The organism is Gracilibacillus pellucidus (assembly GCF_033949965.1).
Classification (GTDB): domain Bacteria; phylum Bacillota; class Bacilli; order Bacillales; family Amphibacillaceae; genus Gracilibacillus; species Gracilibacillus pellucidus.
Map to the genome: position 1 here is coordinate 71,897 of NZ_JAWZSR010000008.1, position 13,954 is coordinate 85,850.

Consider the following 13,954-nt stretch of genomic DNA (forward strand, 5'->3'; position numbering starts at 1 on the left):
CCAGTTTCTTTTTTTAAACCAATAAAACGTACACAAACATATCAGGGGGGATAGCGTTTGTTTATCCTCATTTCGCTATATTAACCTTGAAATAGTCGTTTTACGGACATTTGTATCATGCTAAATAGAAAGGAAGTAATCTTTACATTGATTAATGGTTCTTCACTATTTGAGATAATTACTTGAAATAGGTGTAAGCTACCTTATTACTGTATAGAGAACGTAGGAGGAATTTTGGATTTGTTACATCGTAAGGAATGTAGTAATGGGATGCGTATTGTTTTGGAAGAGATCACTTCTGTTAGATCGGTAACAATTGGTATTTGGGTGAAAAATGGTTCACGTAATGAATCAGAAGAATTAAATGGTATATCTCATTTTATTGAGCATATGTTGTTTAAAGGAACGAAAAAATACTCAGCGCAAGAAATTGCTGAAGCTTTCGATAGCATCGGTGGTGAAATCAATGCCTTTACTTCTAAAGAATATACATGCTATTATGCAAAAGTTTTAGATACGCATAAAGATATGGCGATGGAAATATTAGCTGATATGTTGATAGCATCTACTTTTGATCAAGTGGAAATGGAACGAGAGAAGAAAGTGGTCCTAGAGGAAATTAATATGACGGAAGATACACCAGACGATATAATACATGATTTATTAGCGAAATCAGCTTACGATAATCATCCTCTAGCAAGACCGATTCTAGGTTCAAAACGAAACGTGCATCAACTAACACAAGCTCAGCTATTTAACTATATACACCGTCAGTATATTCCACAGAATATTGTGGTATCCATCGCAGGTAATGTAGATCAACAGTTTATGGAGAAAGTAGAACATACAATGTCAGCTATGGAATACCAGGTAGATGCTTCTGACATGAGTGTAGTAGAAAAACCAGCCTTTTATACAGGTCAGTTAAGTCAGACAAAAGAAACAGAGCAAGCACATATCTGTCTTGGTTATGAAGGTGTAGCTGTGAATAATGAATTAGAATATGCGATGATGATTGCTAACAACGTTTTAGGTGGCAGCATGAGTTCTCGTTTGTTCCAAGAAATAAGGGAGAAATCTGGTATGGCTTATTCGATTTTTTCTTATCATAGTGGATTTCTTGATAGTGGATTATTAACAATATATGCTGGAACTTCTAAGAATCAATTACCTATTGTTCAAGAGAAAATTAATCAAGTTGTCGATCAATTACGAATAAATGGTTTAACAAATAAAGAATGGCTTAATAGTAAGGAGCAGTTAAAGGGGCTTTATATGTTAAGCTTGGAAAGTACAAATAGTAAGATGAGTAGAAATGCGAGAAATGAATTATTATTACAATCACACCCTTCGCTTGATGATACGATGAATAAGATTGATCAAGTGAAACAGTCCGATGTTCAAGCAATTTTAGACATGTTACAAATGGATAAAGCTGCAACTGCTATTATTTCACCTAAATAAACGATTGGAGGTGACAATGATGCGCTTCAATGATTTGGGTAGTAAAGAACTGATTGATTTAACGACAGGCACGAGACTTGGTGTTTTGGGTCAAACTGATTTAGAGATAGATGAAAAGACAGGTAATATATTGTCTTTCACTATCCCGCAATATAGCATGTTTGGACTAAGAAAGTCTGAATCATACTCTAGAATCGATTGGAAGCAAATAAAAAAAGTCGGCGACGATATGATTATCGTAGAAACAGATAAACTATAAAAAAACGAAGCTACCCAACGCTTCGTTTTTTGTATTTATCACGGTGCAAACGTCCATAAAACCCCCACTGATTGAAGTCTCACTTTATAAACCATTATACTGTCTAAAAGTGAGAGTAATTGTTCAGCCATGTTGAATGATCCATGAAATGCGCTCACTCATCCTCTCTTTGATAAGTACTGATATGATCGCTACGTCTTCTGGGTACAAGTGCAACATCTATTCAAGCACAAACCGCTTTCATAGTGTTTTCTACGCCAACAGCATGGCTTTAACTAACTTTTTCAATAAGAACGGTTGAGAATGTGGATTTTCAGACTGTGCTTTCTCGTAGGAGTCTCCGTATTCTGCCTTTGCTGGATTCACACTCTTTTTATTTGAGAGAAAAACACGAAGGTTCTATGTCCTTAGAACATAAAGGAGCATGTATCAAGTAGTGAGATATCCGCTTCATGGACAAATAGCAACATTCTACTCGGGAATTAGTTCCACATCAATAGAATGGAGGAAAGCTTATCTCATACAGATTCTCACTTTTAGACTGTGATAGTGGTGAAAAATAGAGGGATATATATCATTTTCTTGTGTATTCGCCTTTTCACTTCTGTACCATGTTGTCATATGATAATGAAGAAATGCTTAATATGTTTCGTTAAAGACTTGGTGAGGTGAAAAGATGCAAAAGAAAAACATAGCTATTATTGGCGGTGATGCGCGTTATTTGCCTCTAATACACAAATTAAATGCAATGGATCATATAAGAATTCATATTATTGGTTTTGAACAAGTAGAACAAAGCTATACAGGTGCTATGCATCGAGCGATTGATAACCTAGATACATCGATATTAGACGCCATCGTTTTACCGATAACTGGTGTTGATGATGCAGGAGTAGCTCCAACGATGTTTTCTAACCAAAAAATTCAATTATCTGAAGAATGGTTTCAATCATTACCGAAGCATTGTACGGTATTTACGGGGATAACTACTCCTATGTTAAATCAATTTATCGAAAACAGTGGTCTACCATTAATCAAATTAATGGAACGAGACGATGTCGCTATCTATAATTCGATTCCTACAGCAGAAGGTGCAGTTATGCTTGCGATTCAACATACAGATATTACGATTCATGATGCCGAAGTATTTGTATTTGGCTTTGGTCGTGTTGGTAAAACAACCGCTAATCGTTTTAACGGTTTAGGAGCAAATGTGACAGTCATATCAAGGGATGAATCAGAGATAGCACGTGCATATGCAGATGGTTGGAATGGATATTCATTAAGTAATACAGATGCTCAGATGGAACAATGTCAAATATTAATTAATACTATTCCCGCAAAAGTTGTAGATCAATCATTAATCGAGAAAATGAATAGTCAGGCAATTATTATTGACCTTGCTTCTAAACCTGGTGGAGTGGACTTTGATTACGCAAAAATAAGGGGAATTAAAGCAATCCATTCATTAGGCTTACCAGGAATAGTTGCTCCAACAACTGCAGGTGAAATTTTGGCAGGGTGTATTGCAAAATTGTTACCTACCTCCTAGAAATGTAACACACAGATGATCTAGGCATATACTGGGCATATATTGTAAGCCCAATAGTGATTCTGTAATTTTAGGAGGTATTTTAATGGATGTAAAAGGAAAAAAGATAGGGTTTGGTTTAACTGGTTCTCACTGTACGTATGCAGATGTATTTCCGGAAATGGAGAAATTAGTGGAATTAGGTGCAGAAATAGTACCGGTTGTTTCTGAAACATTTAAATACACAGACAGCAAATTTGGTAAAGCTGCAGACCATATGGATAGAGTTCACGAAATAACAGGTAGAGAGCCAATTTCAACTATTGTCGATGCAGAACCTCTAGGTCCGATTGAGCCATTGGATTTAATGGTCTTAGCTCCGCTTACAGGTAATTCGATGAGCAGGCTTGCCAACGCAATTACAGACGGTCCTATTTTAATGGCCACTAAAGCAACGATTAGAAATGGAAGTCCGGTAGTTGTTGCGGTATCCACTAATGATGCATTAGGATTAAATGGGGTGAATCTTATGCGCCTAATGTCAACAAAACTATTCTATTTTGTACCATTTGGCCAAGATGATCCGATCAAGAAACCGACTTCGATGGTTTCAGATATGACGTTAATACCAGAAACAGTGAAAAATGCATTGGAACATAAGCAAATTCAACCTGTAATTATCGAAAGAAACTAGTAAATGTAAAGAAATCATTAAAGATTTTAGAATATTATGTTATGATAAAAAGGATAATCAAATTAAATTTAGGTTCTAAATGGAAGGGGACAATTACAGATGACAACAGGGGAACAATTTAATGTAGCGGTAGTAGGAGCGACCGGTGCAGTCGGAGCAAAAATGCTAGAAACACTTGATAAAAAGAACTTTCCGATAAAAGATTTACTTTTACTATCATCAAAACGTTCAGCAGGTACAGAAATCAAGTTCCAAAACAAGACATATACGGTGCAAGAAGCAACACCAGAAATTTTTGAAGGTGTAGACATTGCATTATTTTCTGCAGGAGGGTCTGTTTCTAAAAAACTTGCACCTGAAGCTGTAAAACGAGGTGCCGTTGTAGTAGATAACACAAGTGCGTTCCGAATGGATCCAGAAGTACCACTTGTAGTACCTGAAGTGAACGAAGAAGATATTGAAAAGCATAACGGAATTATTGCCAACCCGAATTGCTCGACTATCCAAATGGTGGCAGCTCTTAAACCAGTTCAAGATTTATTTGGTTTATCAAGAGTCATCGTTTCTACTTACCAAGCTGTATCTGGTGCTGGTAATGAAGCGGCGGAAGAATTACATGATCAATCTAAAGCATTTTTAGCTGGTGAAGAGTTAGAAGCCAACATTTTACCTGCTTCTGGCGATAAGAAACATTATCCAATCGCTTTTAATGCATTGCCACAGATTGATGTTTTCCAAGAAAACGGCTATACATTTGAAGAAATGAAAATGATTAACGAAACGAAAAAAATCATGCATGATGATTCTGTACACGTAGCTGCAACATGTGTGAGACTACCTTTCTTTACTTCACATGCGGAAAGTGTTTACGTAGAAGTAGATAAAGAAGGTGTAACGGTAGAACAATTGAAAGAAGCAATTGCAAATGCAGATGGTATCACTCTACAAGATGATCCAACAAATCAAGTATATCCTACTCCACTAGATGCAGCAGGTAAAAGTGAAGTATTTGTAGGACGTATTCGTCAAGATTTAGACAACACTAAAGGCTTCCACCTATGGGTTGTCTCTGACAATTTATTAAAAGGTGCTGCATGGAACTCTGTTCAAATTGCAGAATCCTTAGTGAAAAATAACTGGTTGAAGAAGTAAATGAGGTGTAGCCATGCGGGTATTGGTACAAAAATTCGGGGGAACATCCGTAAAAAATAAAGAATCGAGAGAGTATGCTATTGGTCATATTAAGGATGCATTAACAGAAGGCTATAAAGTCGTTGTTGTTGTATCTGCAATGGGGCGTTATCCTGATCCATATTCGACAGACTCCCTATTATCACTGATTGATGGCAATAATTCGAAGTTAAGTAATAAAGAGAAGGATTTATTATTATCATGTGGGGAAACCATATCAGCGACTGTTTTCTCGCATAATTTACTAGAACACCAAATAGATTCTATTGCTATTACAGGTGGAGAAGCTGGGATTATTACAACAGATAATTTTTCCAACGCACAAATTAAAACCGTTAATACGGAACATTTACATCACTTATTAAACAAATATCAAGTGGTGGTTGTGACAGGTTTCCAAGGTAAGACAGAAAATAATGAAATCACAACAATTGGTAGAGGTGGTAGTGATACCTCTGCTACTGCACTTGGCGCAGCATTACAATCAGAGTACGTCGACATTTTTACTGATGTTAATGGTATTATGACGGCTGATCCTCGCGTTGTGTCCAATGCGCAGAAACTAGATACTATTTCGTACACAGAGATTTGTAATTTAGCTTATCAAGGGGCGAAAGTTATTCACCCTAGAGCGGTAGAGATTGCCATGCAAGCAAATGTACCGATTAGAGTACGCTCAACTAAACTAAAAGATAAAGGTACACTTATTACAAATGTTCCTGAAACAGTCTATTCGGAGAGTGTACATGATCGATTAGCTACAGGAATTGCATATGTGAATCAAATTACACAAATCAAGATTCAAGAGTCAAAAGAGCCAGAACAGTTACATGTGAAAGTTTTTAAATCTATGGCAGAGGCAGGTATCTCTGTAGATTTTATTAACATCTCACCTAATGGTGTCATTTATACCATTTTTGAAAAGGATGAACAGGTAGCAAGAGAAGTATTAGACTCATTAGGCTTGCAACCGATTATTACAAAAGATTGTGCGAAAATTTCGATCGTTGGAGCAGGTATGTCAGGTGTTCCCGGTGTTACTTCAAAAATTGTGCAGACATTAACAAGTAAAGATATTCCGATATTACAGTCAGCAGATAGCCATCGAACCATTTGGGTATTAATCCAAAACACTTATTTAGAGACAGCACTGAACGCATTACATGAAGCATTTCATTTAGAGTAAAGGGAGCCATCATTCAGCGGGAGTTTTAACCTCCTTTTGATTGTGTTAGCGTCCGTTTACCCCACAAGTTTAGCTGCCTTGTTTAACTTAGAGCTGGAAGTGGGGTGTTTCGGACTTCCTATACTATGATAAAAACGGGGATGTTATGATGACTATTTTGGTTGCTCAAATTAGTCATTCATGGCATAATTATCTTCGTCATTTTTTTATAAAATAAATGAATATGTCGTAATGTATGACATAGATGTGCACAATAAGTGAAGGAATTTGGAAAGGAGATGGTGACATGATAGATTACGGAAAATTGTTAACTGCCATGGTAACCCCATTTGATGAACATAATCAAATGGATTTAAATAAAACGACGGAATTAGTCGAGCATTTAATTGCGAATGGATCAGACGGATTAGTAGTAGCGGGTACTACAGGAGAGTCTCCAACATTAACGCACGAGGAAAAAATCACTCTATTTAAACATGTTGTAAAAGTAGTGGATGGGCGAGTAGCGGTTATTGCTGGAACTGGTAGTAATAATACACAGGCTTCTATTGAGCTAACAAAGGAAGCGGAACAAATTGGAGTAGATGGTGCGCTAATCGTAAGTCCATACTATAATAAACCGAATCAAGAAGGGTTATATCAGCATCATGCGGCAATCGCAAACGCAACTAACTTGCCAATTATGTTGTATAATATCCCATCCAGAGCGGTTGTAAGATTAAATGTTGAAACAGTTGTCTCTTTGTCACAAATTGATAATATTGTAGCGTTAAAAGATTCAACTGGCGATTTGGATGCTATCTCTTCCATTATTGATCAGGTAGCAGAGGATTTTAGTGTTTATAGTGGTGATGACTCCTTAACTTTACCTATTCAAGCGGTAGGTGGTTCAGGTATTGTTTCTGTATCATCACATATCATTGGGAAAGAAATGAAAGAAATGATGGTATTATTTGAACAAGGAAACGTAAAAGAAGCGAGTAAACTTCACCGTAAGTTATTGCCGACCATGCGTTCATTATTCATGGCACCATCTCCTGCACCAGTCAAATCTGCCTTGAATAACAAGGGAATAGCCGTAGGATCAGTTCGATTACCATTAGTGCCATTATCACAAATTGAAGAAGAACAACTCTTCAAAGTAATCGACTCAATAAAATAAACGTAGAAGAACCTGTTTCGTTAACGAAGCAGGTTCTTCATTTAATATAAAACTTTTCTCTTAACACTTTGTCATGTTGTCTAAAAGCGATAGTCTCCTGTGGACTAGACTTTCTCCCGTTCTATTGATGATGAGTGCTGGCATAAGCTCCGACAAAACACTACGCTTTCACCCTCTGGGCACAAGTGCAACATCTACTCAAGTAAAGAACGCTCTCGTAGTGTTTTCTATGCCGCCGGGTACGGCTTCAGCTAACTTTGTGAAGGAAACCACTTCACAAAGTGGATCTTCAGCTCATACTGTTCCCGAAAGAGTCTTCGTGTTTTGTCTCCGCTGTGCTATGCGATCTAATGTTTGCAAGTGGAAACATGCTAAAATCACTTCCCGGGTAGGAGATTGCTATTTATATGTGGTACGGTTATCTCTATCCTAAGCACATGCGATTTCTGTTTTCTATGGACATAAAACCTTCGTTGTTCTCTCCCAAACATCAGAGCGTGTAAATCCAGCGAAGGCAGAATACGGAGACTCCTACGGAAAAAGCGCAGTCTGAAAATCCACTTTTCAACCGCTTTTGTTGAAAAGTTAGTTGAAGACAAGCCCGTGGAACGCGGAGTATTCTGACGTAGCGATAGGATATCCACTATCCATCAATCAGAATGAGTGAGCGCATTTCATGAAGTACTCAACACAGAGCAACATTCATTATCGCTTTTAGACTGCGTAAGTCTTAATCCTTTTTTTGTTAGAGAATGAAATATGTTTACTAGTTCATACTAATGACAAATAGGTGATAAAGGGGTTTTGACATATGACAGCAGGGAAACAAGAACCGAAAGAGAAAGGCTCACAACCATCATCGATCGTTGAAAAAATTCAAGCCTTGGGGCAATCCACTATACCCAATGCGCCAGACTCCAACATTCATGTTTTATCGATTATTGGTCAAGTAGAAGGCCATGTACAGCTTCCACCACAGAATAAGACAACAAAGTACGAACACCTTATTCCACAAATTATTGCTATAGAGCAAAATCCTAAAATTGAAGGACTAGTTGTTGTACTAAATACTGTTGGTGGTGATGTTGAAGCAGGACTTGCACTATCTGAAATGATTGCCTCTATATCCAAGCCAACCGTTTCTATCGTGCTTGGTGGAGGGCATTCGATTGGGGTTCCGATCGCAGTTGCGACAGATTATTCGTTTATCGCACCGTCTGCTACAATGACGATTCATCCAGTGCGACTAACCGGTCTTGTTATCGGTGTTCCACAAACCTTTGAATACATCGATAAGATGCAAGAACGAGTTATACAATTTGTCACAGAACATTCGAATATAAAAGAAGAAAAATTTAAAGAATTGATGTTTGAAAAAGGTAACTTAACGAGGGACATTGGAACGAATGTTGTAGGTCAAGACGCGGTGAAATATGGATTAATTGATGAAGTCGGTGGTATCAGTGGTGCAATGACAAAATTGAATGAATTAATTGATATCAATAAAGGGTCTGAGGAGCTGATCCAATAATGTTATATACACCGTTAAGTATGGAAGATATTCATTATAATGAGGCAGATTTTGAGCAATATGAGTGGATACATTATCAAAATAAACCTTGTTATGTACAACGATTGGATAATGGTGATAAGCGGGTGGTACAGTTATTATCAACGAATCCAAATGATTATCTGCTTCAAACATTTGCACCGGGAACGATTATTACAAATGATGAAAAAAGTCAATAGAATATTCGTTCTGTTATAGAATATGTGATATAATAAATAAGAAAAAATGTCGATCAAATACCCTTGCTTACTGGTCAGCAAGGGTATTTCATACATAGTGGATGTAGAGATAGAAGAACTAGGGGAAAGAGGAGTGTTGATATGGCAAAAAGAAAGAAAAGAAGAAAAAAACAGCCATTAAAAAATAATATAAAAAAAGAATTAATAGGATTATTATTCATTTTTCTAGCCATTTTTGGCAGTGGAGCAACCATGATAAGTGATGGAGCCATTTCTTCCCTTTTAGAAAATGTCTTTCGCTTTTTCTTAGGGATATGGTATTTTGTCGTTTCTCTCTTATTACTATATTTAGGTATTTACGTCATGATAAAAAGAAAATGGCCGAAAATTACGACGAGAAGATGGATAGGTACCTATTTTGTACTAGCAGGATTGTTGTTAATGACCCATATTATTACATTCGATACGGCATTTAATCGTTCTAACAATTATCCGTCCATTATTGGTCAAAGTTTTACCTTTTATATGGATTATGTTAAAGGAATAGGTAGCACTGCACATTTAGGTGGAGGAATGGTTGGAGCGATTATGTTTGCGATTAGCTATTTTCTGTTTTCCAGTACTGGTGCTATGATTCTAGCAGCTTTCGTTATGCTTGTAGGTATTATTGTGTTTAGTAATCTCTCAATTGGAGATTTGTTTGCGAAACTACTTGCCAAATTACAAGACCATTGGACGAAAACGAAACAAAAGTTAGTCAATTGGAAAGAAACGCGAAGTGAGAAACGAATGCAGAAAGAAAGTCATGAGGAAAAAGAAGAACATGTACTAGATACACCAGATGATGCAGAGATGCCAGCTATTGCGTACGCAAATAATGAAGTAGAAGTAATAGAACCATATGTAGAGGAAGTAGTTGATTCAGTTAGCGAAGAGAACCAACAAATGGAAGATGAACCAGAAGAAATAAAAGAAACGCTAGAAACGGAGCAATTACCAACTACAGAATTTGAAAATCAAGATTATCAATTACCAACTATGGATATTTTGGAGCTTCCTAAAAATGCAGGAAAACAGCAAGAAAAATCGCATATACAACGAGTTGTTCGTAAGTTAGAGCAGACTTTTCAAAGTTTCGGTGTAAAGGCGCGAGTTACGAAGGTACATGTTGGTCCGTCAGTAACAAAGTATGAAGTATACCCAGAGGCGGGGGTAAAAGTAAGTAAAATTGTCAATTTACATGATGATTTAGCATTAGCTTTAGCAGCTAAGGATATTCGTATTGAAGCACCGATACCGGGGAAATCAGCAGTTGGTATTGAAGTGCCAAATGAAGAAACAGCAATGGTAACATTAAGAGAAGTGTTAGAAACGAAGAAGAAGCCAACACAAAATAAGTTAGCCTTTGCTTTAGGAAAAGATATTTCAGGTGAGGCGGTAGTCGCAGAATTGAATAAAATGCCACACTTATTAGTTGCTGGTGCAACAGGTAGTGGTAAAAGTGTTTGTATTAATGGCATTATTACAAGTGTATTGATGAATGCTAAACCACATGAAGTAAAAATGATGATGATCGACCCGAAAAAAGTAGAATTAAATGTTTATAACGGAATACCGCATTTACTTACGCCAGTGGTAACAGACCCGAAAAAAGCATCGAGAGCATTGAAAAAAGTAGTTGCAGAAATGGAAAGAAGGTATGATTTATTCTCGGAATCTGGTACGCGAAATATTGAAGGGTATAATGAATATATTAAACGTCATAATGCAGAAGAAGAAAATCAACAGCCTACGCTACCATATATTGTAGTGATAGTAGATGAGTTAGCTGACTTAATGATGGTTGCCTCAAATGAAGTGGAGGACGCGATTACTAGGTTGGCGCAAATGGCTCGTGCAGCAGGTATCCATTTAATTATTGCAACACAACGTCCGTCAGTAGACGTTATTACTGGGGTAATTAAAGCCAATATACCATCACGAATTGCTTTTAGTGTGTCGTCTCAAACCGATTCAAGAACGATTCTTGATTCAGGTGGTGCAGAAAAGCTTTTAGGAAGAGGAGACATGTTATTTATTCCAGTAGGTTTATCGAAACCAGTTCGTATACAAGGAGCCTTTTTATCTGATGCAGAAGTAGAAAATGTCGTCGACCATTGTATAGAGCAACAGAAAGCACAATATCAGGACGATATGATACCAGAGGAAGAGACAGATGTAGTTACAGAAGTAGATGATGAATTGTATAATGATGCAGTAGAGTTGATTTTAGAAATGCAAAGTGCAAGTGTATCGATGTTGCAAAGACGCTTTAGAATTGGTTACACCCGTGCAGCAAGGCTAATAGATGCGATGGAAGAGAGAGGGATTGTAGGTCCATATGAAGGGTCCAAACCAAGAACGGTTCTACAAAGTAAGGCTACTGATGATGTAACTGCCAATCCTACGTCTTGATAGGAAGAAACTGTTGCTAAAAAAACATAAAATCTTCTTTATTATTCATAGTAAAAGTGTTATATTTATTCTTAATAACAAACTTTACTAGATATAGATTGGTTGGGGGAAACTATGCATTATAATGTGAATAATGGGTCAACTACTGCTACTATTCATGGAATTAAAAGTTTAATTGAGGATGGGCACTTTAAAGAAAAAGAAAAACTACCAACAGAGTATGAATTATCCAAGCGATTCGGAGTATCTCGACAAGAAATCAGAAAAGCTATTACTATTCTTGAAGAAGAAAATATATTGATCCGAAGACCTGGAGTTGGCGTTTTTGTCCATGCTAAACCGATTGTATCGTCCGGAATAGAACAACTAGGTAGTGTTACAGATATGATTCGCAAATCAGGAAAAAAACCAGGTGTACAATATATATCTGCTGAGATTACAGATCCAAGAGATGAAGATATGCGACGTTTTGCCCCTTTGGAAGTAGAGAAATTTGCCAAAATAGAGCGTGTGAGGACAGCAGATGATGAACCTGTTGTGTATTGTATTGATCGAGTTGATCATCAAATGTTGCCTGTAGAATTGATTCAGAGTCAAGAATCTATTTTTCAAGCGTTAAAAAAACATGCCCATAAAGAAATAGATTATGCAGTAGCACATATTGAACCGATTGGATATCATGAAAGAATTTCACCCATTTTAAAATGTGAACCAGACCAGGCATTACTTTTGCTAAGACAGATGCATTATACAAAAGATAATGAACCTATATTATATTCTGTAAACTTTTTTAGAGCGGACGTATTTAGTTTCCATGTATTAAGAAAAACATTATAATCATCATAAAGCTTCAAGTCTCTATGTTATAATAGGGATTTGGAGCTTTTCTTATCATTACCTATTTTTATATGAGGCTTGATAAGCATAATAATGCTCATTTTTTGATAGAATAGAGAAGAAAATAAAATTTGTTTAAAGGAGTAGAGTAAATGTCTGATACATTAGAGCGAATTATCGCAAAAGAAGGATATGATTTACATCTTATACATACGAAAAAATTTAAGACGATCCATTTGTCTGTGAAATTCACGACGAAATTAACAAGAGAAAATGTTACCAAAAGAGCTTTGCTTCCGTATATTTTACAGCAAGCAACTGTTAATTATCCAACGGCGCTTGAATTACGTCAGCATCTTGATTCATTATATGGTACGGTATTATCTGTTGATAGTAGTAAAAAAGGAGAAAACCATATTTTGACGGTTCGTCTAGAGTTACCAAACGAGCAGTATATTGCCAATTCTCAAGATTTGCTAAACAAAGGAATAGCCTTTTTACAAGAAGTACTATATCAGCCGAAGCTTGTTGATAACGGTTTTGATCCGAAAATCGTTGCACGTGAAAAAGAAACGTTGCGTAGTAAAATAGCGTCATTAAAGGAAGATAAGATGAGCCTTGCGAATACTAGAATGATCGAGGAAATGTGTCAAAATGAAGCATATCGTCTTCGTGTACATGGTTATGAAGAGGATTTAGAAAATATTTCTGCTGAGTCGCTTTATTCGTATTATCAAGAAATCTTGCGTGAAGATCACCTAGACGTATTTGTTGTAGGAGATGTAGAAGATCTGCAAGTAGAAGATAAATTAACAGACTTAATACCGGCTAGAAACACTAAAGAAGTTGCAGATAATGTATTTACAACCATTGATCGAGACGAACAAACAATTGTAGAAACAGATGACATTAAGCAAGCGAAATTGCACTTTGGCTATCGTACAAGTATAACGTATAAAGATGATGACTATGCAGCATTACAAGTGTTTAATGGATTGTTCGGTGGATTTCCAAGTTCCAAATTATTTATGAATGTAAGGGAAAAAAATAGTTTAGCTTATTATGCTGCCTCTAGAATCGAAAGTCATAAAGGATTGATGTTCGTCTTCAGTGGTATTGCACCGGAGCAATATGAAAAAGCAAGAGATATCATTTTGGAACAAATGGAAGAGATGAAAAAAGGTGAGTTCACGGAGAATGACTTGAATGAGACAAAAGAAATGACAATCAATCAGTTACGTGAAACATTAGATAATCCACAAGGAATGATTGAATTACATTACCAACGTGTAATAGCTAAATCTTCACTTTCACCAGAACTATTATTAGAGCAAATAAGTAAAGTGACAAAAGAAGAAGTTATCAAGGTCGCGAATAAAATTATGCTCGATACGGTGTATTTATTAACGAGCAAGGAGGCAGAATAA

The 13,954-nt window shown here is 36.5% G+C and carries 12 protein-coding genes; all 12 read left to right on the top strand.

Annotation, left to right across the window (positions count from 1 at the left end):
* Positions 1-240 precede the first annotated feature (240 nt).
* The 12 genes from SH601_RS13415 to yfmF all read left to right on the top strand — a co-directional run bounded on the left by SH601_RS13415 (position 241) and on the right by yfmF (position 13,954).
* Complete coding sequence (locus SH601_RS13415) at positions 241-1,464, top strand: M16 family metallopeptidase (protein WP_319958846.1); 1,224 nt, start codon at positions 241-243, stop codon at positions 1,462-1,464.
* Between the two features lie 19 nt (positions 1,465-1,483).
* Positions 1,484-1,723: a YlmC/YmxH family sporulation protein gene (locus tag SH601_RS13420; RefSeq protein WP_319958938.1), complete on the top strand. Its 240-nt coding sequence runs from the start codon at positions 1,484-1,486 to the stop codon at positions 1,721-1,723.
* Positions 1,724-2,399: 676 nt separating this feature from the next.
* Positions 2,400-3,275: a dipicolinic acid synthetase subunit A gene (gene dpaA, locus SH601_RS13425; RefSeq protein WP_319958847.1), complete on the top strand. Its 876-nt coding sequence runs from the start codon at positions 2,400-2,402 to the stop codon at positions 3,273-3,275.
* An 85-nt stretch (positions 3,276-3,360) separates the two neighbouring features.
* Positions 3,361-3,948 (top strand): dipicolinate synthase subunit B, encoded by a 588-nt coding sequence (locus SH601_RS13430; protein WP_319958848.1) that lies wholly within the window; start codon positions 3,361-3,363, stop codon positions 3,946-3,948.
* 99 nt (positions 3,949-4,047) lie between these two features.
* A complete protein-coding gene (asd, locus tag SH601_RS13435) occupies positions 4,048-5,100 on the top strand; it encodes an aspartate-semialdehyde dehydrogenase (RefSeq protein WP_319958849.1) in 1,053 nt (350 codons plus the stop codon).
* A gap of 13 nt (positions 5,101-5,113) precedes the next feature.
* Positions 5,114-6,325 (top strand): aspartate kinase, encoded by a 1,212-nt coding sequence (dapG, locus tag SH601_RS13440; RefSeq protein WP_319958850.1) that lies wholly within the window; start codon positions 5,114-5,116, stop codon positions 6,323-6,325.
* Positions 6,326-6,611: 286 nt separating this feature from the next.
* On the top strand, positions 6,612-7,487 hold the full coding sequence (dapA, locus tag SH601_RS13445; protein WP_319958851.1) for a 4-hydroxy-tetrahydrodipicolinate synthase: 876 nt from the start codon (positions 6,612-6,614) through the stop codon (positions 7,485-7,487).
* A gap of 811 nt (positions 7,488-8,298) precedes the next feature.
* Positions 8,299-9,018, top strand: a complete 720-nt coding sequence (locus SH601_RS13450; protein ID WP_319958852.1) for a ClpP family protease — start codon at positions 8,299-8,301, stop codon at positions 9,016-9,018.
* A complete protein-coding gene (locus tag SH601_RS13455; RefSeq protein ID WP_319958853.1) occupies positions 9,018-9,236 on the top strand; it encodes a YlzJ-like family protein in 219 nt (72 codons plus the stop codon). The genes SH601_RS13450 and SH601_RS13455 overlap by 1 nt, the downstream gene beginning before the upstream one ends.
* A gap of 141 nt (positions 9,237-9,377) precedes the next feature.
* Complete coding sequence (locus SH601_RS13460) at positions 9,378-11,690, top strand: FtsK/SpoIIIE family DNA translocase (RefSeq protein WP_319958854.1); 2,313 nt, start codon at positions 9,378-9,380, stop codon at positions 11,688-11,690.
* Positions 11,691-11,804: 114 nt separating this feature from the next.
* On the top strand, positions 11,805-12,527 hold the full coding sequence (locus tag SH601_RS13465) for a GntR family transcriptional regulator (RefSeq protein WP_319958855.1): 723 nt from the start codon (positions 11,805-11,807) through the stop codon (positions 12,525-12,527).
* Positions 12,528-12,679: 152 nt separating this feature from the next.
* Entirely contained in the window at positions 12,680-13,954 is a 1,275-nt protein-coding gene (gene yfmF, locus SH601_RS13470; RefSeq protein WP_319958856.1) for an EF-P 5-aminopentanol modification-associated protein YfmF, read from the top strand.